A 20,632-nucleotide genomic window follows, 5' to 3' on the forward strand; every position below is an offset into this window, starting at 1 on the left:
TATAAGAGACAGCTCCTGAGGAGGATGAACCTGAACAGCCGCAGCCGGAGCCAGAAAACGACGAGCCAGAAGCCGGAATTGCGATTCAATTTAAGAGTGACTTTCCTCATCTGGCCGGTGCCGAGACGGGCTGCTACGGATTAGAAAACTGTCGCAGAGCTGAGGGGCAAAACTATTTAGGGGCGCTCACAAGCATAATACAGGGTCTGGAAGCACAAGGTTATGAGCTAACGCCCTACACTGGAAATGATGATTCCGATGTGCGTAACCACAGGATTTACAAAATGCGTTTGCCCAACGAGCCAGATGCAGCCATAAAGTATCTCAACGTGTTTGGTGACCAGCCCAAAACAATTGGTGACGGGCCCGAAGCAACCATCTATATCATTACCCCTCGCCTTATTACCCAAGCAGAGCTGCAGACGCTAGAGCCCGGTAGTTAAAAGAGAAAAGAAAACAAAAAAATCTCCGCTGTGTATGCAGCGGAGATCTGCTTTTGAGAAAAGGAACCTCTATTTTTTCTCAAACTTGGTGAATTCTCAAAGACCTATACCCAGTAGGGTGGGCACCGCCCACCAGCCTTAATTCAGTACCATTCACCTATACCCAGCCAGCACGATCCATAATGCGTACGGCTTCAGCCTGATTTTCACCCAGGAGATTTACATTAACGTCATCAGCTTCAAAGGTACCAAAGCCACCGACTACGGCATCGACGGGAACACCTTCAACCACCGGATATTCATTGTTACCCTGGGCAAAGAATGCTTGGGCCGAGCTGCTGGAGAGATACTCTAAGAATTTGACGGCATTCTCTCTATTAGGTGCAGACTTGACCACACCTGCACCACTAATGTTGACGTGGGTGCCGCGATCGTCCTGGTTAGGGAAGAAAACGCCGATTTTCTTGAAGATATCCTGCTTGGCCGGATCCTCATCTTTGGCGTAGCGGGGAAGATAGTAGGTGTTTGCGATCGCAATCGCGCCAACACCCGCCGCTGCCGCCTCAATTTGAGCCCGGTCGTTACCTTCAGGCTGCCGTGCAAAATTCGCCACCAGATCCTCGGCCCAGCTTTCAGCATCCTCCACACCGTGGGCTGCCACCATAGACGCTGTCAAAGACTGGCTGTAGATGTTGCTAGAAGAACGAGTCAAAATCTTGCCCCGCCAGCGAGCATCTGCCAATGCTTCATAGGTAGACAGCTCTGAGGGATCTACCAAATCCTTGTTGTACATCAGCACCCGAGCCCGCTTGCTCACACCAAACCAATGGCCATCCGGATGACGAAGACTCTCGGGAATGCGCTCTTCTAAAATGCTAGAGGATACCGGCGTAAAAACACCCTCTTGATCGGCTCGCCACAGACGTCCAGCATCAACCGTCATAAAAATATCGGCGGGGCTGTTGTCTCCCTCTAGCTTGATGCGCTCTAACAGCTCGTCCGCCTTACCCTCTAACAAATTGACCCGAATGCCGGTACGCTGAGTAAAATCTTCGTAGAGGGCGTCATCGGTATTGTAGTGCCGAGACGAATATAGATTTACCTCACCGGTTTGAGCCGCAGCTCGGTTGGGACTAAATACCTGAGTGGCGGCAAAAGCTGCTGTTGAACCCGCACCACTTATTAACAGAGAACGTCGTGAAAATTTCATAGATTCCGATTCCTTGATTCCGATCTTTGCTGGTTTACTGCCACCTAATAATGTCGAAATCACGCTTAGTCTATTGGGATTAATTATCATCCTGACCAATCGTGACGACCTAAAGACAAACGCAAGACTCCAGAAAAATGCTGTGCAATTAGTCCTGAGAATACAACCACCCAAATGTGAAAAGCATTGAAAAGTCAGGGCTGTTAACGCTGGCCCTGAGCATTAGATCAAACTATGCATCAGACCGTAGCCAGCCACCTATGAATTCACTGTTGGATTTTATTCTCAGTAATTTTACAGATGCCTGCAAAATTATCCCACATAAGCCTATTGCTATCAATAGGCAATAAAATCAATCGTCCATTCAGATCAAGGCATACTTGCCCAAAGAGTTGACTCAACAAGGTTTAGGGAAATGTACATCCAGCCACCATCCGTTGCCCAGACCACCAAACCCCCAAATTTAGAGGCTTTGACTCTTATGACTCTAGACCTGAGGGCTCGGAGCTTTCAATCGATATCACCGTCTAGAGCCAGCCCCTGAAGCGGTTGACTCTCCATAGCTATAGCATTAGATATGCTAATGGTTTCGACTAGCTAGTGAACTTTAAATCAGCCAGCTGATAGTTTATGTCAATTAGATCCATAGAAAATCCGGTGGAATAGGCTTACTCCACCGGACCGTGTGTGTGTCATGAAACGGGTTGAAAACTATGGCCGCTTCTGATTATTTAAGAAGGTCAGCCGCGTTCATCATTACAATTGTGCCCATTCTTCCGGCAGTACGTTTGCCACCAGGTCAAACCCGCCTGCACCATCAGGCGTCAGCACATAGGCCAACCCTTGAGGATCAGGATAGATGCCAGTGGCGGCTTCAAAAATATCGTCATGGCCAACAATAACCGTGTTTTGGCCATCGGCTGGCACGGCTGTTAGTAAAGGCATCACGTTGGCCTGCATTTCCTCGACCTGAGCATCGGTGTACTCTTCAAAGGGTAAGAAATTGAGCTTGGCATTTTTCTCGTAGCGACCAAAGGCTAAGTCGGCTGTTTGCCAGGCGCGGCAGTATTCACTGGAGATTACATCGCCCACTGGAATGTCCTGCTCTGTAAAGGCTACACCAATATCCTGGGCCTGCTGGATACCCACATCGCTGAGCTTACGCTGGGTTTCACAGTCGTTGACATCCATGTTGGGATCGGCCTGGTCAGCATAGTCACGCTCAGTTTGAGCATGGCGGAAGTAGATTACATGGCCGCCTTCCTGCAGTGCGCTCAAGAGTTCTGGACCACTAACTTTATCTTCAAAATCGGCATTGGCCTGTTCTCCAGCACTGTAGTCGGCCCCTTCACCGCCTTCACCGCCCTCGCCGCCTTCAGCTACCTCTGCAGGTGCTTCGGCAACCGTATCAGTATCCCCTTCAGTCGCCGTGTCCCCCCCAGCGCAGGCAACAACAGTCGTCGCTAGACCAACTGCCAAAAATAGCTCGATAGCCTTTGGTGTTCTCATGACAAGTCCTCTCCTGTTTAAAATCTGCTAGTTACAATTTAATGACACTACTGACAACTAATGTCAACTATTAAGGTGTTAGAAAAAACGATTGCTGCTTCAACATAGATATTGAGGATCTGTTATTTTGTAAGTAATAAGCCTGCGGAAGAAAGTCTGTGCCGACAAATGCCAGCACAGATTTTGACGCGTTACGGACCTCTGATAGGATGATGCCTCCTAGGCAATCATCAATTCTCTCTGACAAGCCTTAAGGGCTTGATTGCTAACAAAGCGTTCTCGTCCAGACCAGCGCATGAGCCCATCAGCCTCTAACTGTTTGATAAAGCGGGTGATGGTGACGCGAGACGTGCCGATGGTCTCTGCAATTTCTTGATGGGTGAGTCTAATGGTGATTAGCCGACCATGGCTTGTGGGTTGTCCAAAGTTCTCGGCTAGCCAACAGGCAAATTGTAGCAGCCGTTCTTGCACCTGGCGGCAGTGCATGATTTGCAATAGACGATTGATTTGGGCCGTATGTTTGAGCAATGTCTCCACTGTGAGCGGATAGTCCAATGGCAAACGAGATAACTCTACGGCGCTCAAGCATTGCAGTTCGCAGGGTTCCACCTGGCTAATGGGTACACCGATCACACTGCCAGGGCTCCACAATCCTAGGGGAACCACCTCCCCGTCCTCGCTCCAGGTGATGGTGCGCACTAGACCAGAATTTACTTGCCAAAGGGTACAGGTATCGACGGAGATGCGATCGCGACGTTTTAAGCGATATGGCGGCGGTGAAGACATAATGAGGAGAGATTTACAGCATCGGGCTGACTAATGGTTGAGCAAAGCAGGAATACCTGCTGTTTTATCGAGCTGATCCACCTGCTTCCAGTGACTCAACAACGTTGTTTCAACCAGGCGCGGGTGCTCAAAGTGAAAGAAATGATGACTTTCGGGACAGGTCCACACCCGGTCCCTGGGCTTAAGTAAGGATGTCCAGCGTTCAGCCGCGTCTACAACCGCATCATAGGCACCGCGACACACCAGCAACGGCGGCTGAATAGGGGTGGATTTGATCTGTTGACAATCCACTAACGAATGGAGTGCCAGTCCTGAGTCCAAGTCTTGTGCCAGTACTTGGATCAGCGCCCGCGTAATCTCACAGCTGCGGGGACCAAATAACATGCGCACCATTTGAGCTAGCACAATTTCACGGCTGCAGGGCAACAGCTGTCGTAGCGCATAGTAGTGGGCATGCCAATTCACAGCCGGGTTCACACCCACCGACAGTAAGGTCAGCGACTTCACATTTTCTGGATAGCGCTGGGCATAGAGCCAGCCCACAATGCCACTAAGGCCATGGCCAACCAGATGTACAGGAGGGTTCCCACTGTTCAAATACTCATGTAGTAAATCAATAGCCACCTCTAAACAACAAGGCTCATCCACGGTCTGCAGATATTCCCATCGGGAAACTGACAGACGTTTTGACAGATCACACAGTAGCCGTTGATCAAATCGTTTGAGATGAGGACTCACCGTTAACCATAAGACAGAAGGAAGCTGAGACATAGAAATTACTTAGGAATGGGGATTCACAATTAGGCTCATAATTTTTGGGCTTACAGGCGTTCCATGAAACGCCTCTGCATGTTTTGGATCTTATAAAATCCTTATTTCACGGCGTTGCTAAACCTCTTGAGTTCATTTTGAGCTTATTGACTATTAATATCAATAAGCTTCGTTGCTAGTATAGGGTATCTTTAGGCAAATAGGAATAAGTATCAATAAATAAAAAGCAAAGCATATACTGCTTTGCCAGGGAGAGCGTTTAGTCCGATTGATTGACTAAACGCTGCTAAATTATTAAGAAAGTTTCTAACTAAGCATCCCCATTGACAGTTGAGGAGCTGCGTAACCGGCAGCTAGGGCATACCCCATAAAGCATGAGCTGACAGTCGAGCACATGGTAGCCAGAGCTATCGGCTTGCCCCTGACCGATGCGATCAATATGATTTTCCTGAAATTCTAAGGTTTGCCCACATTGGACACACACTAAATGGTGGTGATGATCCCGCAGGGGGCGGTTGAGTTCGTAATGCTTATGTCCTTCGGCCAATTCTAACTCCCGGAGTAACCCCATATACACCAACAAATGCAGCGTTCGATAAACCGTCGATAGGCTAATGCGCTCGCCATCCCCCTTGAGCACCCCGTGGAGATCCTCCGCACTCAAATGGTTTCCCTGGGTTAGGGTCTGAAAAATTTTAAGGATTTTTTGACGCTGAGGTGTAGATCGGTAACCACGGGCATTGAGCTCGGTTTTCCAGACGTCATCGGAATAGAAGGACATGCGATCGCTCCAGATCTGACCGGCTCTAACAAGACTGAAACTCATTCTTATTTAGATAAACCATGAAGGTCAAGTCTATTGTTCTAAACAAAACGGCAAAATATACTGAAACCTTTATTCAGTAATAGATTTGCCAATGGATATGGGCTTTGTCTTAACAGCTACCAAATGTGATAGCCCTGGGCTATGAGCCAACTAATTAGCTATAGCTTTCAATAAATATATCAGACATGCCATAGTGCATACCAGCTAAGTAGTAAGTAATATCAATAGTGAACCAGCTTTGTCTGTAAATGCGCCTGCCCTTTATTCGTATCAACGATAGTGGGTCTTAAAAATTGGGCATAGAAAGAGCAGCCTCTCCAACAGGACCCATAGCATGTCTAAATTAGCGCCTATCACTCTAGATGACGGCACGATTATCTATATTGAAGCTACTGAACGCGGTGCGCCCATTACCCCAGCCCACGAAAGGGAAATGGGGCGAGTTTCCAAGGGAGCCTTTTCTTCTGGTCTACAAAGTCAGCTGCCCACGGTCAAAAATACAATCACCCAGTACACCCGCTATGTGCTTAATGCGTTCAAAGAATTGGGCAGTGGCAATGTGGACAAAGTCAATCTTGTCTTTGGGCTAAAAATAGCGGGCTCATCGGGTATTCCTTACATTACGGAAGGTAGTGCTGAAGCCAATTTACAAATTAGTGTTGAATGCTCTTTTAAAGATTAACAAGCAAGACTGACAAGCAAGATTAACAACCTACTCCAACGGGCACCACCTTGGCCCGTTGCAGTAGGTTGTCTCCATGACGATAGCCCACATGGCTGATGCGTACAGGATCGCCAGGATTGGCCATGCCCCTGGCTAGCTGATGGTGCTGCGGCGCATAACAAAGCTCTTCTCCAACTGTGCCAATGGCCGTTACTCCCCAGTGTGCCACCAGCCGTTCCACCGGCTTCACCAGGGGCAACAATTTTTTGGCATCAAAGCCGTCCACATCCGTGGCGGCTTTTGCAGCTGTCGGCCAGTAAGTAAGCCAGGATTCTATCACCCCTAAGGCCTCTGATTGAAACTGATGCTGCAGTTCCTGAGCCTGTTGTTCTAGACGCTGCTGCAGGCGGGTATATTCCTGTCGCAACGCCGCTTCTTGCATATTTTCGGGAGCGCTGTCAGGGGTGTCATCAGGGGCGCTGTCAGACGAACCGGAGGGCAGCTGATTAAACGCCTCCAATAGTTCCATCAGTGAACAATCAAGTGCCGTTGCTAACTGTTTGAGTACGCTCACCCGCATGGTATCTAGATTCCCCTGATGCAGCTGTCGAACTTGCCAGCGGGAGACCTCTGCCCTGGTTGCCAGTGCCCGCTGACTCGGAATTTTAGCCCGTTGCATGAGTCTTTGCAGCGTCTGTTGACAAGGAGAGAGCGGTTCTTTGGGCACGGTCATAGACATCAAACGGGCAACTAACGACAACAAGGATGGGGATGGATGCTCTTGAAAAAGACCAATGGACAGAGCCTTTCAGCTAACTTTATCCCTTGAGCGGACAGCCCTCTATCAGCGATGGGTTTTGGACCCGGCATGGGTTTGTGCTTCACAGCCACCTTAGTACAAGATCTAAGCCAAACTACTTTCTAGCAGCACTCCCTGTCCATCTCGTAATTCTAATGGCACTGTGCTACCCAGAGGCTGAGCAACATTAAGACCAGGTGTAACCACAGCAGCCCGCCATTGGGTCAAATCAATTGGCAGCAATGCTGCCAGATCGATTCTGGCGGGCTGTCCTCCTAAATGGCAAACTATAGCAACTTGCTGACGGCTGTTAGGATGTGTGCGCAGACCGTAGAAAACGGTCTTATCGCTATCCTTGAGTCTGGTAAAGACGTCCCGGCTAGCCAGGTTTTGCTGAAGCCATGGATTGGCATGACGATACTGCCGAACCGAGCGATTAAACTGGGTCACCTGAGCGTCCAGGTCGGCTGCATAGCGCGAGACGTTACACATGTCGTGGCAGTCTTCCATATAAGCCTTAGCAAAGGACTGTAAACACGGCACACTGATCTGAGGCGGGTTGTCTAACGTTGTGTTGAGCCGCTGCTGATAGAGTTCAGCCAGGGTGTCTAAATCATAGTCCGGCTGCATCTCCGTAACTGTTTTATGGAGCCAGCCCATGATTGTGCGCAGCTCTTGCAGGCTGGTGACACCCGCTTTCTTAATGCGCCTAAATGCCCAGGATTTTTCGAATAACTGAGGCTTAATTTGCCAATCTAGAAAACCAACTTCGTCAGCAGCTACTTTGAGACCGTAGTAATTGTCAGTGTTCCGAAAGAAACTCCAGGGCGTTCGCATGGTGGCATTTAGAAAGTCCATGGGGATGCCGGGACTAAAACCGTGGAACAGCAGGGCTACCGCTGGATTGTCATAGGCATGTCTAATCACATCGGGCAGTGTCTGACCCAAATTCCAATTGATGTCGGATTGCGGATTGAGTTGGATACCCCGGCGCATGGTGTCATGGTTAGCGCAGCCGCTGATCCAGTGGGCTCCATGCTCCATTACCTCACAGATACGTTGCCATTTGTGCTTCCAGAATTGATTCAGGGTGGGGGTATTGTGGGCAAAAATCAGGGGTCCCCACTGATATGCGTCAGGTTGGCGCTCAATGACATCTCGATAGGTGGCTTTTTCTTCCCATCCTTTGGCTGGCCAGGGACGACCATCTTCGTAAATAGTAAATAACAGCCGCTCGTTCTCTCCGATAGTTTGACGAACGGCACCCATTTCTTCTAGATACTCATCGTCGTACTCCACCTGTCCGGTGGTGGCATTAAAAAATCGAAAGTCTTGAGCCCCATCAATGCGAACGCCATCTGCACCCGTGTTGATTTTTCGACGCTGCATTTCCAGTAGAATGGCGCGAACAGTCGGATTTTGATGATTAATATCCTGACCGTACATGTTTGGCCCTTGCAGGAAATACTGCTGGAGGAGATGTTTAGCCTGGTTGTCGGTGTGACCATAGACAAGGTCATAAATCACCTGAATTGGCCCGGTGGGAAAATTATGCAAAGTGGCAATAAAGTCGATTAATTCATCGGGGCGCAAACTGCCTAAGAGGGCTGGGTTAGTCGCTGCAGAACCGTGTAAAACGGTGTCATATCCCCAGTTTTGAGTATTGGGTTTTCTCAGGTTTACTTCGACACAGTCGCTGCCCAAACTCTCATCCCAGCTCATAAAACCAGGCGTGTCAGGGGCTTGGTACTCAGCAACGGGTTCTAACGGCAACAGCTGTACGGCGTCATAGCCAACATAATTTTCCTCAGCTGGGGTCAGACTGATATTGTTTTTCAGCTTATCTGCAATTTGTTGATAAATCTCTGTTAGCCCTTCTAACGTTCCTGCTGCGGATGCTGTGCCCGCATGGAGCTGCAAAATATTCTGGGGAGGTGCAATCCGAGGCTGGTGGGGCTGCGAAGCTTGAGAGGCTGCAAAATAATCTAAATCGGGGCGCTGTTGTTGCAGACGCTGCACATCATAAAGCTCAGCCGGTGCAAAGACTCCATAGGGCAGGGAATAGGCCAGGATATCTCCAATCGTTTGCAGTTTTCCGTGGCTGTCGATGTATTGCAAACAGTAGAAGGTACCGGCCTGGTCGCGAGTGCCGGCACGCAGACCAGAGAATACGCCATAGAAGATGTTTTGATATTTTCGGAGTGGCAGCCGTTCACACTGGCAGGGAATGTTCTGGGTCGGTGCGCGAAAATCTACGGCCTGTCGGGGGGTGAGCGTTGTCAGATAAACCTGTTGGGCGGATTGAATAGGCTCATGGTGAGCCATTTGCGATCGCTGCCAGGATAGGTTGCGACCAATCTCTACATCTGGTACCCAAAATGCAATCTCTGTGAGGCAATCTGGACGATAATGTGCCCCTAAACGTCGGGCTAAACGCTGGGCAGCAGAGGTTTTATCTGAGTTTAATACGTCAACCAGCCAGGTTGAAAAGGCCTGCGTTTCTTTTTTATCTAAGGTTATTTTGGATAGGGTAGCTGTAGAGCTTGTCATAGTTATCTCGGTATTGTTTTTTCGGTGTTGCTGATCCGTGATATTCGCCTGCTAAATATCGGCTAATGGCGAATTCCACGGATCGATTGATCTCCTAAATCATGCAACGGCATTTTTTCAACGATAATTACGTCAGTCAGACAGGTCTTTGTGAGCACATGTCTGACTGACGTAATTGGGTAAAGCTGGACAACACAGGTACGGCTGATTGTTTATCTGCCTATGCGTTACCTGTCTTTCCACTTAACTCTATTCACCTAACAACAGTGGTGGAAGCAGTGGAAGCACTTTCTTGCGGTATGTGCTGCATCAGTTATTGTCAGTCTGGGAGATTGAAAACTGTCGTCCGTTGGCCGATCCTTTGGGGCTATCTTCAACGGCAACACCATCTATGTAAAGAGTCTGGGTCGGATAGGCAAACTCAATGGACCGCGCTTCAAATGCTTCTTTGATAGCTAGATAAATTAACTGTTTCGCATCCATGTAAATCTCGTAATCATTGGTTTCTACGTAGTAAACCACCTCATAGTTGAGGCTAAAGTCTCCGTAGGATGAGAAGTGGGCTCGATCAAAGGTTACAGAGTCTACATTCTCTACAATCTCCTGGATGATGCCAGGAATTTGCTTCATTTGGACTGCTGTTGTTTCGTATGTGACGCCCAAATTAAAAGCAATACGCCGCCGCGCCATGCGCTTGTAGTTTTGGATGCGAGAGGCGGTGATATCTGTATTGGCAATGACTAACTCCTCTCCAGTGAGGCTGCGCAGTCGGGTCGTTTTTAAGCCGATGTGTTCGACGGTGCCAACGAGGTCACCAACCACAATAAAGTCACCTAGTTCAAAAGGACGGTCAAACAGGATGGATACATAGCTAAACAGATCGCCCAATACACCCTGAGCCGCCAGAGCTATAGCAATGCCGCCGATGCCTAGGCCTGCCACTACGGCAGAAATATCGAATCCTAAATTATCGAGCAAAAAGACAAGACCGATCGCCCAAACAATTACTTTAACAGCAGGTACAACGGCGTTGATGGTTTGCTCCATGGCTGGGTCTTCACCCCGCTTGAGCAGATACAGCCTGGCTCCGTACTCAACCAACGAGCCCAATAGTTGGATGACCAAGACTGTGCCCACAGCAACGCAGACAACGTCAAATGACTGTTGCAAAACTGGGTGTAGGGATAGGTTACCGACGCCGATGTAAAATGCTCCTACGCTTAGCAGTAGCAGGGTAGGTTGTTCAATAATGCGGATTAATCGGTCGTCCAAGTCAGTGGCGGTGTGGCGAGACCACTTTTTGATACGACCGACAACGACTGATTTAACAATGCGAATAACTAATAAGGCAACTAGAAACGTTGCGATCGCAATCAAATAATCTTCAACTGTATTACTCAAAAACGCTGTATTGAGAAAATTGTTCAACACGTATTCCTCCATCTCGATGTTTGCAGTGTCAAAGCCCTGGGCTTTGCTCTCAATAATCTATGTAAGCAAAACACAGACCGGTTGTAATCCCTCAGTGGGTAGAGAAAACACCTCGACAGTAGTGTGCCCTGCCAAAATTTTGCAAATAAGTTCGTAAAACCCGACTGCTAAGTTATGAGGCCACCTGGGGCCAAGGCTTTTTATCCCCCAAACAGTTTCAAACCATCGTTTACCAAAGTTTATAGAACCGCAGATGGTTGAGCCGGGGGCAGTAACCTGGAATGACTCGCTAAACTAGATGGGCGAAGTTACTGATCCTCGGCATGGCTCTATCTGTGATCTCAAAATTGAATGTGTTAGTTGGTGCGCTGGTGCTGGCAGGCAGTTTAGCCCCAGCGGCCCACGGCCAGCTGGGGCAACCAACCCAGCTGGCCGTAGAAATTAGCGGGCTGAACGAACCCCAGGGACAGGTCTGCCTGAACCTTTTTGATAGCAGGGACGGATTTCCCAGTAACCGGGATGAAGCACTACAAACGCTGTGTCTAGAGACTCCGGAAAACCTATCAGAAGAGCGATTGCTGGTAGCCACCTTTGAGGAACTGCCCCCTGGCAGCTACGCGGTTTCGGTATTTCATGATGCCAACAGCGATGGTGAGTTTAATCGTAACTTTGTTGGTATGCCTGCTGAAGGGTTTGGTTTTTCTAGAAATCCTGGTGTGCTGACAGGTCCCCCGGATTTTGGTGAGGTCGTTGTTTTGGTTGCAGGAGCGGAAACTCGAATTGAGATTGAGCTAAGTTATTTTTAGGGTGCTTTCGCGTCTGTTATGAGTGATATTTACGATGCCTTTATTTCCTACGGTCGGGCTGATAGCAAGGATTTTGTTGTCACGCTTTACAAACGGCTGACGAAAGCTGGGTATCGGGTGTGGTGTGATTTCAACGATATTCCATTAGCTGTTGATTTTCAAAATCAGATTGACAGCGGTATTGAAACATCCCATAATTTTCTGTTTGTCATTTCACCCCATGCGGTAAACTCGCCCTACTGTGCTAAAGAAATTGAGATTGCTCTGCGGCATCATAAACGGATTATTCCACTGCTGCATGTGGAGCAGATTGATCGCGCCACCTGGCAGACTCGTAATCCTGGTGGTACGGATGCTCAGTGGCGTGACTATCAGTCTGAGGGGGTGCATTCCAGCTTTCCTAACATGCACCCCCAGATTAGCAAAATCAACTGGGTATACATGCGGGAAGGTGAGGATAATTTTGAGCAGTCTTTGACGGGGTTAGAACAGATTTTTCAGCGGCATCAGGCCTATGTGGAGCGTCATACCCTGCTGCTGACTGCGGCACTAGCCTGGGAGCGGCAGCAAAAACAGACGGAATTTTTGCTGTTGGGAGAACCTCGACAGGCGGCTGAAACCTGGCTTAGACAGAGGTTTAAAGACGAACAGCCCCCCTGTATACCGACTGATTTGCACTGTGAGTTTATCACCGAGAGCATCAAAAATGCTCACAACAAGATGACTCAGGTGTTTTTGGCCTATGCCCAGGCCGATGCTGAGGTGATGGATACGGTGCGACGGCTGCTGCGACGACAGGGGTTTACGGTTTGGAGTAGCCAGACTGATATTCCCACAGGAGAAGCCTTTAAACGGGTGGTAAACCAGGGGATTGAAGAAGCTGATGCCATGGTTTATCTGCTATCTCCAGAGTCTCTACAATCTCGCTACTGTGAGTACGAGTTGAACTATGCAGTAGCGCTTAAAAAGCGTGTGATTCCTATTTTGGTCAGGCCCCTGGCAGCGGCAGCTGTGCCTCCAGCACTACAGTCGCTGCAGTATATCGACTTTACCGACAACATTAAACCAGAGGATTATCTGCTAGATGAGAATGAGCTGATTAAAACGCTCAATCAGGATGCTGCCTACTACACCCGGCATAAGGATCTGCTGGTAAAAGCGCTGAAATGGAAGCGACAGCAGCGCAATTCCAGTATTCTCCTGCGGGGATATGATCTACGCCAGGCGGAAGCATGGTTAAAAACAGCTAAAGGGCGTTCGTCCCATCCGGCCACGGCTGTTCATGGAGAGTTTATTCAGGCGAGCTTAGACCATCCACCACCAGCCTCCATTGATGTTTTTATTTCCTACTCTAGCGCCGATGCAGATATTGCCCGGACGCTCAATAGCGCGTTGCAGAGCCAGGGTAAAACCACCTGGTTTGATCAAGAGAGCATTGCAGCTGGGACGGCTAACTTTAAACAAGAGATTTATCACGGCATTGAGGTCTCCGATAATTTTTTGTTTATTTTGTCTCCTCGGTCTGTAAACTCGCCCTACTGCAAACAAGAAGTGGACCATGGAGCCCGATTTAATAAACGGTTTGTGACTGTTTTACATCAGCCGATCCAGACGGACAAATTGCATCCGCAGCTGGCCCAGGTGCAGTGGCTCGACTTTAGCCAACAGCGGGGTAATTTCACCACCCACTTTAATCATCTCATCCGGATTCTAGATACGGACCGCGACCATGTACAAAGCCATACAAAGTGGCTGCAGCGCTCGCTGGAATGGCAGCAGAAAGATCAGAGTCCCGATTTATTGTTGCGGGGAGCGGAGAGTGCGATCGCAACCCAATGGCTCCAAGACACCCAAAAACAAAAGAAAACTCCAGCCGTTACCGAGGGCCAGAAAACCTTTATTACCGCTAGTCAGGCAGCCCTAGAAGCAGAAGCCCGGCGCGAAAAACGACAAACGGTGATTTTGCAATCTCTGCTAGCCGGTGTGAGTGTCTTATTTCTCATTGCTGTAGGCGCGACGGCAGTGGCTTTCAAAAAGAGCAGCAGTCTGGAATTAGATGGGCAGGCGGCCCAGGTCAGTCGCTCCTTGATCACCAAGCCAGCCGAAGGTCTGTTAGCCGCCCTAAACTTGGCGAACAAAAGCCGGGCGCGTCTCTGGAATCTGCGCCCCTCGGTGCGCTCCACCCTGCGCAATGCCATTGGCATCACGGTGGAGAAAAATCGGCTAGAAGGCCACACAGACGCCGTTTGGTCAGCTGCATATAGTCCCGATGGTCTGACCATCGCCAGCGGTGGATTTGACCGGGTGGTGCGGCTGTGGGACAGCAGCGGAAATCCGGTGGGACAGCCTTTGTCAGGCCACACCGATGATATTTGGTCAGTGGCCTTTAGCCCCGATGGCCAGACCATCGCTAGCGGCAGCTCCGATCAAACAGTGCGACTGTGGGACCGTCAGGGAAATCAGCTCGGGTCGCCTCTCGACGGGCACGGGGGCCATGTCAAAACCGTGGCCTTTAGTCCCGATGGCACCCTCCTGGCCAGTGGCGATCAGGCCGGAGTGCTCAGGCTATGGAACCGTCAAGGCCAGGCGCGATCGCTACAGGCCGATGGCGAAAGTGTCGTTTGGTCGGTGGCGTTTAGTCCCGATGGTACCCAGCTTGTCAGCGGGCGGGCGGATGGTTTGATCCACCTATGGACTGCTCAGGGACAGCGGATTAAAACCCTATCAGGACACACAGGGGCCGTGATGGCGGTGGCCGTCAGCCCGGATGGGCAGCTGATCGCCAGCGGCGGCCATGATCAGGTAGTACGGCTATGGGACCGTCAGGGTAACCTGCTGCATGAACTGGCAGGCCATACTGATATTGTCATGTCTCTGGCGTTTAGCCCCAATGGCCAGTGGCTGATCAGCGGCGGAGACGACAATACGGTGCGGGTGTGGAGTCGTGGCGGGCAGCCCATTGGTCCACCGCTCATTGGCCATGACTACTATGTGTATTCTGTGGCTGTTAGTCCTGATGGCCAGACAATTCTCAGCGGCAGTGAGGATGCCACCCTGCGGCTGTGGGATATGGAAGACGTACTGGTGCGCAATCCCCTACCCATTCACGAGGGCATCGTGAATAGCATGGCTATCAGTGATAATGGTGAGACGCTGGTGACTGCCAGTAACGATAATACGGTGCGGCTGTGGACGGGGACTCTAGACGCCATCGTTCCGCCCTTGAAGGGACACAGCGACTCGGTTTTATCAGTGGCCGTTAGTGCGGACGGTCAAACCATTGCCAGCGGCAGCGCTGATACTACGGTACGCCTATGGAACCGTCGAGGAAATGAGATCGCAACCCTTAACCAGCACCAGGCCCCCGTCAACGCCGTTGCCATCCATCCCACCCAGCCCCTGCTGGCCAGCGGTAGTGACGATCAGACAATTCGTCTGTGGGATCTGCAGGGAAATCCCATCGGGAACCCCATAGAGGGTCACGCAGATGCCATTAACGCTCTAGCCTTTAGTCCCGATGGCCAGATATTGATCAGCGGCAGTGACGACCGGACAATACGGCGATGGGATCTGCAGGGAAATCCCATCGGAGACCCCATAGAGGGCCACACCGACGACATCAACGCCCTGGCCTTTAGTCCCGATGGCGAGATGTTTATCAGCGCCAGTCGCGATCGCACATTACGTCTGTGGGGGCGCGACGGTCGCCCGATCGCAGGGCCGTTTAATGGGCATCTCAGTAATGTGGTGGCCGTCACCTTTAGCCCCGACGGTCAGTATGTGGTCAGTGCCAGCCGGGATCAAACCCTACAGCTGTGGGATTTAAATGGCGACCCCATTGGTAATGCTTTGACGGGGCACAATGCCATCGCCAGTACGGTTTTATTTAGTCATGACGGTCAATGGCTGCTCAGCGCCAATAGTGATGGCCTATTGCGACGTTGGGAAGGGGGCACCATTACAGACTGGGTGGAGCGGGGATGCGATCGCATTCGTGACCATTCTATTTTGCAAACACCCGAGGCGGCTGGCGTTGATAGAGTATGCCGATTTTAAAAAATACATCCTTAGAAAGATAAAATCCTTGCAACGTTAAAATAAGATTAGTAACAAAAGATACACATACCCCTATGAAAAGCTTCTGCTCTGCTCTCATCGACCGTGACCTACGCCCCGGTGCCACCAAAGTTGCCCTTGTTGTCGGCACTATCCTTTTCACCCTCAATCACGGTCCCGCCCTCGCCAATGGAAAAATGACCCCCTCCCGCTGGCTGGCTGGTCTTCTCACCTATGGCATTCCTTACTCCGTCAATATTCACGGACAGTATGCCTATCGCAAACGACAATCAGTGTCTTAATTTAGGTGCAGTTGGGAGGCAAACATGAGTACGGCTATGGTTCAACAGCAGCATGAAGCCCTGATTATCCTAAATCCATCTCTTGCCACCCCCCAAGATTTGGAAGCAGCTCGGTCCGAGTTCACCGTAAAACAAAGTATTTCGAACCGAGTTTTTATAGTAGAGGCTGACCAAGCTGAGTTGGAACGCCTACGTCAGCTGCCGGAGGTAGCCTACGCCATTGGTGGAGAGGTGTCTCCTGACGTTAAGGTGGAGCATCTGACAGATGCCGAAGCATTGTTTGTTGATGCTTGGTCAGCCCGACAGCAGCAGGTCAAGCCGCCGCGACCTGGAGACGGTTTATCGTGGGATGCAGCCGGGTTTGCCCCTCCTGGATAGCTCCAGGAGGATTGGTGTCCAGTAAGAGAATCTAGTGAGAGTGGACGCTGCCGCCGCCATCGCCGTCTTGGGCAACATCATTTTCTAGGCTGATGGGGTCGGCCATTACCTCGCCACCGCCGTCGCCGTCTTGGCCAGGTGCGATCGCGATATCACCCATGAACCCACCACCGTCACCGTCTGAGTCCCCATCTGGGATTCCATCCGAGACTCCAGATACAGGCGCAGCCTCAAACTCACCGCCACCATCGCCGTCACTATCGGCAGCATCTGCCGGTGTATCAGCGATCTGACCACCGTCATCGCCCTGGCTAGACGCAAAAACGACATCATCATCACCAACCGCTTCAGCAAAACCACCCACATCGGCTGTCAGCTCTCCAGTGGTCAGCTCTCCCATTGCACCTGTGGATATCGTGGACATCAAGGAACTTCGGGCATCGTTGGGAGCCGTAATATCAATGTCCACCAGGCGGAGATTCTTCTTCGCCAATTCTTCCCACTTAGCACGGAAGCTTTGCCAGGAGGCATTGGTCCATAGATAGTAGCCCTCGGTACCAGGCAGCCAAACACCAGAATAGCGACGTTTGCCACCAAAGTTAGTAATCTCTATGTCCACCAGGCGGAGATTCTTCTTCGCCAGTTCTTGCCACTTGTCGCGGAAGCTCTTCCAAGTGGCGTTGACCCACAGATAGTGACCGCCCTTACCGTGACGCCAGACACCAAAGTAACGGATTTTACCGTTGACTCGACGAATCTTTATATCAACCAGACGGAGGTTTTTCTTCGCCAGTTCTTGCCATTTCTTGCGGAAACTATCCCAAGTGGCATTCACCCATAGATAGTAGCCGTCAGTGCCAGGCAGCCAAACCCCTGAGTAAAGTAGTTTCCCGTTGCTTTCTGTGACTTCTAGATCGACCAGGCGGAGGTTCTTTTTCGCCAGCTCTTGCCATTTGTCGCGAAAGCTCTTCCAAGAAGCATTCACCCACAGGTAGTGGCCACCCTTACCGTGCCGCCAGACGCCAAAGTAACGGCGATTGTTACCCTCTTCTTTAATCTTTAGGTCCACCAGGCGCAGATTCTTCTTCGCCAGCTCTTGCCATTTCTTACGGAAACTCTTCCAGGATGCATTTACCCATAGGTAGTGAGCATCCGAGCCGCTGCGCCATACACCGGTATAGCGCTGGTCTACTAAGGGGAAGCCCAGATGATAGGGAGTGTGGGCGCACATCTCCCAGCTGTTGGACTTCATGATGCAGGGAACGCCCCCATCCGGTGCACAGTTGGCACAGTTGCTGTTAGGACGTTTGTAGTATCCATACCGGCCACCGCACTGGCAGTTGCTGCTGGCATACTCATCGGGGGCACCAAAGATATGCCCGGTCTCGTGGGCAAACAGCCGGTCGATGGTATCAGGACCCCAGCCATCATTGCGATAATCCATTACTACACGGGGTCTACCCGCATAGGCAAAGTGCCCCAGCGGATATTTAGTAAAGAAGGCGCAATAGCCCCAGGTTGTCTTTAGTTTCTTCCGTAGTGCTTCAACATAGTCATTAACCCCGCTAATCCCAGAACCGTAGCCCAATTGAGCCATGGCCGGGTCGCGCCAGAGAGCTTCTTTCTCTTTACGACTTAGACTATCTGCCCCAGGTTGAACCGACAGTGAGACCACTTTGATATCATAGTGCCAGGTTACTCCCGAGGGGCTTTGGCTCGCCAACCAGGTGAGACCATTTTGCACTTCGGCAACAACTTTTGTGCGTTCTGCACTAGAGAATTTTAGGTCTGCTGTCGGTCCTTCAACGAGAATTAACCCCACCGCTACGCTGCCGGTGAGGCGGGTGCTGGTAGCCGCCTGAGCGATGACTCCCTGGGCCTGGGCTTCGGCTGATTCGGCATCGTGGCAGGAGGGTGTATCGGCCACACCCGAGTCCCAATCGGCTCCTTGGTGGCGGCGATTGGCTTTGGCCTCTGCATAGCCATGGGACTGACGCAGGGAAAACGCCTCCAGACCCAGTTGCTCAACCGGCTCCAGGCTGGTGTGTACGGCGGCTGAAACCTGGGTTGACTGGGTTTGTACTTGAGCACCGTGGAGCTGAGACTGTATGGTTTGCTCAACATTTTCAGCGCCAGCTGAGACCAGTACTCGGGTGCCATAGTGGTGCATAATATGACCACCCGCGCTTTTTACTACACTCTCGGCATCGGCAATATTTACTTGTGTAGGGAGAACAATACTTTGCTCATTTAAGTTTAAATCTCCGGCCATGTCTGCCTCTTTCAATAGATGTATCGGTTGTTACAACCGTCGGTTTCATCATCATGAAAGTTAAATGAGATTTTGAAAGCACCCGTATGGGTACCCGTGGCACTTAGGAGATAATTATCTTTCTCTAGACAATATTATGTGAATTTCTCCGGAATAGTTGACTCCATCAGTCTGTCAACACATCCATTAAAAAATTGGCGAGATCATCGCAGGCAATTTGCTGAATCAATTTGTGGTCGACAATATCAAACTTAGCCCCCTGCTCTCGCAAATTATCGTCCAGGGTGACTAAAAAGCCTTTGGTAATATAGTCGTCGCCTACCTGGATCCAGCCAATGCCCAGCTCGTCGTGATGATCTAGCTTTTGAGAAGCGGCTACGATTTGCTTTGCGATCGCAAGCCGGTCCGTCGGCTCACCATCTATCAAAATCAAAATAATCTCGCCATTAGCAGGCTGTTGACCCGTCGCCTTGGCTGCAAAATACTGGTCAAACACCCCTGCTAGCACCGGAGCCAGCGTCAGCCGTTCAGGCATAGGAGCCGAGGCCATCAGCGATTCTAAATTGGCCCCATTCACATTGTAGTGAGCCTGAAAATCATCCCCATCGGCCTGGCAATATACCGTCAGCCCGTTGTCGGCCAGCGCATGGCATTGGCCAGCAATCTCTAAAACTCGAGGATGGAATTGCTGCCACCGCTGGTCAAATCCAGGCGTCATCCCCACCCGCTGCAGCTGTGTGGGTGCATATATTAAGGTGTAGCTACGGTTATGCAGCTGGGCAGGCAAAGCAGTCATTATGTCTGCCATGATCATCAATTCCTCAATCGCAACAGTGGGCGTCCATGGCTAAGATGCCCCTGATACCAACCTTTCATAACAGAAATACATTACGACAGCCAGTGCTCCACCGTCAGTGCCCAGCGCTCATGGTCGCGCCATTCCCCATTAATTTTCAGGTACTGTCTTGAAAATCCTTCATTGACAAACCCTAATCGCTTTACCAAATTGATCGAAGCCTCATTTTCAGGCTGAATATTCGCTTCGATCCGATGGAGTTTGAGGGTGTTAAACGCATAGTTGAGGGCCATGGCCACCCCCTCGGTCATCAGGCCCTGACCGCTATAGTCCACGCTGCCGTAGTAGCCCAGATAGGCATTTTGAAAGCTGCCATAAAAAATCTGGCTCAGATTAGCCACCCCCACTAATCGGTGATCGACCGCATGCCAGATCAGCAACCCTTCAAACAGTTCTGACTGACAGCGATCAATATAGCGCTGACAGCCCCGCTCGTCCTGGGCCGGTGACACCCATGGGAAATGAAAATCTGCACTCCGTTGATGCAAGTCTAGGAGCGCTGTCCAATCATCATCGTCAGGGGACCGAATAAAAACACGCGGGACCATGGAAATCCACCGGGTTCTAGAGGCTCATCGCTTTGCTCACAGCTGCCATGAACGTTGATTCTAGTTGGACCATACCGTCGGCTGCTAGCAAGTTTTGCAGCGCATCAATGGCAGTTTGCTTAAACCCATCATCCCCTAAACGCTGCGCAATGTCTTGTAAAAACTCTTCTCGCTCTTGAACATCATTGGTGGCCGAGCGGACCTTGGGGATGACTCTCTGCAAATAGCTGCCGAACGAAATACCAGACTCCCACGACAACTTGTCAAACTCTTCGTCTAAAAAGTCTTGTTCATCTACGGATAGCTTAGAATCCGAATACATTCCTAGCAGACACAGATCCACCATGGCCTCCCGTTGAGTCTGAGTGACACCACTGGGTTGCTGATTGAATATTTTTTGAAATAAGGCTTGCATCAAACCCTCC

18 protein-coding genes are annotated in these 20,632 nt (G+C 50.5%); 6 read left to right on the top strand and 12 right to left on the bottom strand.

Going from position 1 to position 20,632, the window contains the following annotated elements; genetic code table 11:
* Positions 1 to 284 precede the first annotated feature (284 nt).
* Entirely contained in the window at positions 285 to 443 is a 159-nt protein-coding gene (locus IQ260_RS06075; RefSeq protein ID WP_193991820.1) for a hypothetical protein, read from the top strand.
* A 157-nt stretch (positions 444 to 600) separates the two neighbouring features.
* Here the strand turns inward: IQ260_RS06075 and IQ260_RS06080 are convergent, their stop codons facing one another.
* From IQ260_RS06080 to IQ260_RS06100, 5 genes are all read right to left on the bottom strand, one after another.
* Complete coding sequence (locus tag IQ260_RS06080; protein ID WP_193991821.1) at positions 601 to 1,653, bottom strand: Fe(3+) ABC transporter substrate-binding protein; 1,053 nt, start codon at positions 1,651 to 1,653, stop codon at positions 601 to 603.
* A gap of 756 nt (positions 1,654 to 2,409) precedes the next feature.
* Positions 2,410 to 3,162, bottom strand: coding sequence for a histidine phosphatase family protein (locus IQ260_RS06085; protein ID WP_193991822.1), 753 nt, complete (start codon positions 3,160 to 3,162; stop codon positions 2,410 to 2,412).
* A 219-nt stretch (positions 3,163 to 3,381) separates the two neighbouring features.
* Positions 3,382 to 3,948 (bottom strand): Crp/Fnr family transcriptional regulator, encoded by a 567-nt coding sequence (locus IQ260_RS06090; protein WP_193991823.1) that lies wholly within the window; start codon positions 3,946 to 3,948, stop codon positions 3,382 to 3,384.
* Positions 3,949 to 3,978: 30 nt separating this feature from the next.
* A complete protein-coding gene (locus tag IQ260_RS06095) occupies positions 3,979 to 4,719 on the bottom strand; it encodes an alpha/beta fold hydrolase (RefSeq protein ID WP_193991824.1) in 741 nt (246 codons plus the stop codon).
* A gap of 310 nt (positions 4,720 to 5,029) precedes the next feature.
* The gene (locus tag IQ260_RS06100; RefSeq protein WP_322744903.1) at positions 5,030 to 5,545 is read right to left on the bottom strand and encodes a Fur family transcriptional regulator; all 516 of its coding nucleotides are present in this window, start codon (positions 5,543 to 5,545) and stop codon (positions 5,030 to 5,032) included.
* A gap of 334 nt (positions 5,546 to 5,879) precedes the next feature.
* On the opposite strand from IQ260_RS06100, the gene IQ260_RS06105 reads away from it, so the two are divergent.
* A complete protein-coding gene (locus tag IQ260_RS06105) occupies positions 5,880 to 6,227 on the top strand; it encodes a CU044_2847 family protein (RefSeq protein WP_193991826.1) in 348 nt (115 codons plus the stop codon).
* A gap of 22 nt (positions 6,228 to 6,249) precedes the next feature.
* Here IQ260_RS06105 and IQ260_RS06110 read toward each other — a convergent pair whose 3' ends face one another.
* The 3 genes from IQ260_RS06110 to IQ260_RS06120 all read right to left on the bottom strand — a co-directional run bounded on the left by IQ260_RS06110 (position 6,250) and on the right by IQ260_RS06120 (position 10,989).
* Complete coding sequence (locus tag IQ260_RS06110; RefSeq protein WP_193991828.1) at positions 6,250 to 6,942, bottom strand: helix-turn-helix domain-containing protein; 693 nt, start codon at positions 6,940 to 6,942, stop codon at positions 6,250 to 6,252.
* Between the two features lie 171 nt (positions 6,943 to 7,113).
* Positions 7,114 to 9,558: a glucosylglycerol hydrolase gene (gene gghA / locus IQ260_RS06115; RefSeq protein ID WP_193991831.1), complete on the bottom strand. Its 2,445-nt coding sequence runs from the start codon at positions 9,556 to 9,558 to the stop codon at positions 7,114 to 7,116.
* A 309-nt stretch (positions 9,559 to 9,867) separates the two neighbouring features.
* Entirely contained in the window at positions 9,868 to 10,989 is a 1,122-nt protein-coding gene (locus tag IQ260_RS06120; RefSeq protein WP_322744904.1) for a mechanosensitive ion channel family protein, read from the bottom strand.
* Positions 10,990 to 11,312: 323 nt separating this feature from the next.
* On the opposite strand from IQ260_RS06120, the gene IQ260_RS06125 reads away from it, so the two are divergent.
* The 4 genes from IQ260_RS06125 (at position 11,313) to IQ260_RS06140 (ending at position 16,531) form a co-directional block, all read left to right on the top strand.
* Positions 11,313 to 11,795 carry a DUF2141 domain-containing protein gene (locus IQ260_RS06125; protein WP_228015623.1) on the top strand — a complete coding sequence of 161 codons (483 nt, stop codon included), beginning with the start codon at positions 11,313 to 11,315 and terminating at the stop codon, positions 11,793 to 11,795.
* 18 nt (positions 11,796 to 11,813) lie between these two features.
* Positions 11,814 to 15,851, top strand: coding sequence for a toll/interleukin-1 receptor domain-containing protein (locus IQ260_RS06130; RefSeq protein ID WP_193991834.1), 4,038 nt, complete (start codon positions 11,814 to 11,816; stop codon positions 15,849 to 15,851).
* A 74-nt stretch (positions 15,852 to 15,925) separates the two neighbouring features.
* Positions 15,926 to 16,153 (top strand): nitrate/nitrite transporter NrtS, encoded by a 228-nt coding sequence (gene nrtS, locus IQ260_RS06135; protein ID WP_193991836.1) that lies wholly within the window; start codon positions 15,926 to 15,928, stop codon positions 16,151 to 16,153.
* A 24-nt stretch (positions 16,154 to 16,177) separates the two neighbouring features.
* Positions 16,178 to 16,531, top strand: a complete 354-nt coding sequence (locus IQ260_RS06140) for a hypothetical protein (RefSeq protein ID WP_193991838.1) — start codon at positions 16,178 to 16,180, stop codon at positions 16,529 to 16,531.
* 31 nt (positions 16,532 to 16,562) lie between these two features.
* Here IQ260_RS06140 and IQ260_RS06145 read toward each other — a convergent pair whose 3' ends face one another.
* From IQ260_RS06145 to IQ260_RS06160, 4 genes are all read right to left on the bottom strand, one after another.
* Positions 16,563 to 18,803 (bottom strand): hypothetical protein, encoded by a 2,241-nt coding sequence (locus IQ260_RS06145; protein WP_193991840.1) that lies wholly within the window; start codon positions 18,801 to 18,803, stop codon positions 16,563 to 16,565.
* Positions 18,804 to 18,969: 166 nt separating this feature from the next.
* Positions 18,970 to 19,611 carry a vWA domain-containing protein gene (locus IQ260_RS06150; RefSeq protein WP_193991841.1) on the bottom strand — a complete coding sequence of 214 codons (642 nt, stop codon included), beginning with the start codon at positions 19,609 to 19,611 and terminating at the stop codon, positions 18,970 to 18,972.
* A gap of 80 nt (positions 19,612 to 19,691) precedes the next feature.
* Positions 19,692 to 20,207 (bottom strand): GNAT family N-acetyltransferase, encoded by a 516-nt coding sequence (locus IQ260_RS06155; protein WP_193991843.1) that lies wholly within the window; start codon positions 20,205 to 20,207, stop codon positions 19,692 to 19,694.
* A gap of 16 nt (positions 20,208 to 20,223) precedes the next feature.
* Positions 20,224 to 20,622: a hypothetical protein gene (locus IQ260_RS06160; protein WP_193991845.1), complete on the bottom strand. Its 399-nt coding sequence runs from the start codon at positions 20,620 to 20,622 to the stop codon at positions 20,224 to 20,226.
* Between the last annotated feature and the right edge of the window lie 10 nt (positions 20,623 to 20,632).

Source organism: Leptolyngbya cf. ectocarpi LEGE 11479, assembly GCF_015207065.1.
Classification (GTDB): domain Bacteria; phylum Cyanobacteriota; class Cyanobacteriia; order Phormidesmidales; family Phormidesmidaceae; genus Leptothoe; species Leptothoe ectocarpi.

Coding starts and splice junctions, on each gene's coding strand:
- IQ260_RS06090 (WP_193991823.1), bottom strand. CDS start 3,948: ATGTCTTCACCGCCGCCATATCGCTTAAAACGTCGCGATCGCATCTCC.
- nrtS (WP_193991836.1), top strand. CDS start 15,926: ATGAAAAGCTTCTGCTCTGCTCTCATCGACCGTGACCTACGCCCCGGT.
- IQ260_RS06140 (WP_193991838.1), top strand. CDS start 16,178: ATGAGTACGGCTATGGTTCAACAGCAGCATGAAGCCCTGATTATCCTA.
- IQ260_RS06085 (WP_193991822.1), bottom strand. CDS start 3,162: ATGAGAACACCAAAGGCTATCGAGCTATTTTTGGCAGTTGGTCTAGCG.
- IQ260_RS06130 (WP_193991834.1), top strand. CDS start 11,814: ATGAGTGATATTTACGATGCCTTTATTTCCTACGGTCGGGCTGATAGC.
- IQ260_RS06080 (WP_193991821.1), bottom strand. CDS start 1,653: ATGAAATTTTCACGACGTTCTCTGTTAATAAGTGGTGCGGGTTCAACA.
- IQ260_RS06125 (WP_228015623.1), top strand. CDS start 11,313: ATGGCTCTATCTGTGATCTCAAAATTGAATGTGTTAGTTGGTGCGCTG.
- IQ260_RS06160 (WP_193991845.1), bottom strand. CDS start 20,622: ATGCAAGCCTTATTTCAAAAAATATTCAATCAGCAACCCAGTGGTGTC.
- IQ260_RS06100 (WP_322744903.1), bottom strand. CDS start 5,545: ATGAGTTTCAGTCTTGTTAGAGCCGGTCAGATCTGGAGCGATCGCATG.
- IQ260_RS06145 (WP_193991840.1), bottom strand. CDS start 18,803: ATGGCCGGAGATTTAAACTTAAATGAGCAAAGTATTGTTCTCCCTACA.
- IQ260_RS06105 (WP_193991826.1), top strand. CDS start 5,880: ATGTCTAAATTAGCGCCTATCACTCTAGATGACGGCACGATTATCTAT.
- IQ260_RS06095 (WP_193991824.1), bottom strand. CDS start 4,719: ATGTCTCAGCTTCCTTCTGTCTTATGGTTAACGGTGAGTCCTCATCTC.
- IQ260_RS06110 (WP_193991828.1), bottom strand. CDS start 6,942: ATGACCGTGCCCAAAGAACCGCTCTCTCCTTGTCAACAGACGCTGCAA.
- IQ260_RS06075 (WP_193991820.1), top strand. CDS start 285: ATGCGTTTGCCCAACGAGCCAGATGCAGCCATAAAGTATCTCAACGTG.
- IQ260_RS06150 (WP_193991841.1), bottom strand. CDS start 19,611: ATGGCAGACATAATGACTGCTTTGCCTGCCCAGCTGCATAACCGTAGC.
- IQ260_RS06155 (WP_193991843.1), bottom strand. CDS start 20,207: ATGGTCCCGCGTGTTTTTATTCGGTCCCCTGACGATGATGATTGGACA.
- gghA (WP_193991831.1), bottom strand. CDS start 9,558: ATGACAAGCTCTACAGCTACCCTATCCAAAATAACCTTAGATAAAAAA.